The organism is Vibrio sp. 1CM2L, assembly GCF_023161695.1.
In the GTDB taxonomy this organism is placed as follows: domain Bacteria; phylum Pseudomonadota; class Gammaproteobacteria; order Enterobacterales; family Vibrionaceae; genus Vibrio; species Vibrio coralliirubri.
In genome coordinates, this window is the sequence record NZ_JALNTT010000027.1 from 1 (window position 1) to 506 (window position 506).

The 506-nt window shown below is 48.2% G+C and carries 3 tRNA genes; all 3 read right to left on the reverse strand.

What is annotated here, in order from left to right:
- Positions 1-40: 40 nt before the first annotated feature.
- Positions 41-125: transfer RNA gene (locus MSG34_RS24130), tRNA-Tyr, on the reverse strand.
- Positions 126-227: 102 nt separating this feature from the next.
- A tRNA-Tyr gene (locus MSG34_RS24135) sits at positions 228-312 on the reverse strand.
- A gap of 102 nt (positions 313-414) precedes the next feature.
- A tRNA-Tyr gene (locus tag MSG34_RS24140) sits at positions 415-499 on the reverse strand.
- Positions 500-506: the final 7 nt, after the last annotated feature.

Consider the following 506-nt stretch of genomic DNA (forward strand, 5'->3'; position numbering starts at 1 on the left):
CAGGTTGTTCTCTTAACTCTTAAAAGAGGTAAGAAGAATATGGTGGAGGGAGACGGATTCGAACCATCGAAGGCAGTGCCGGCAGATTTACAGTCTGCTCCCTTTGGCCACTCGGGAACCCCTCCAGGGTGTGTCTTACTCTTCACAAAGTAAGCCTAAATTGATGTTTTCCCATAAGCCCATCAATCAGGTTGTTCTCTTAACTCTTAAAAGAGGTAAGAAGAATATGGTGGAGGGAGACGGATTCGAACCATCGAAGGCAGTGCCGGCAGATTTACAGTCTGCTCCCTTTGGCCACTCGGGAACCCCTCCAGGGTGTGTCTTACTCTTCACAAAGTAAGCCTAAATTGATGTTTTCCCATAAGCCCATCAATCAGGTTGTTCTCTTAACTCTTAAAAGAGGTAAGAAGAATATGGTGGAGGGAGACGGATTCGAACCATCGAAGGCAGTGCCGGCAGATTTACAGTCTGCTCCCTTTGGCCACTCGGGAACCCCTCCAGGGTGT